At 53.0% G+C, this 264-nt stretch carries 1 protein-coding gene; it reads right to left on the reverse strand.

Annotated features, from left to right (window positions below; genetic code table 11):
* Positions 1-264: hypothetical protein (locus tag AC1RPX_RS08000; RefSeq protein ID WP_481763367.1), on the reverse strand; the 264-nt coding region annotated here is incomplete at both ends.

The following is a 264-nucleotide window of genomic DNA, read 5'->3' on the forward strand; positions in this document are numbered from 1 at the left end:
GGTTCCTGTGCCCGTGTGATCTGGACAAAATCAGGATCAGTGGACCAAGCGAGCTGCGTGCTGCGGTTTACCGTATCGTACACACCGTAGAACCCACGATCAAGACCCTGACTCAGAATTGAGAACGAGGGATGCTCGCTCTGGTTGTTGACGATGGCTACGTACTCAGCATGATAGTCGCTTGTAGTTTCCAGCAACCTTTGCAGCTTATATAGCCAGCGGCTTCCTTCGTACTTGGCGTCGAGGTCCTGTAGCTCATGAGCG

The organism is Dellaglioa sp. CoH-56-MRSF-14 (assembly GCF_056782115.1).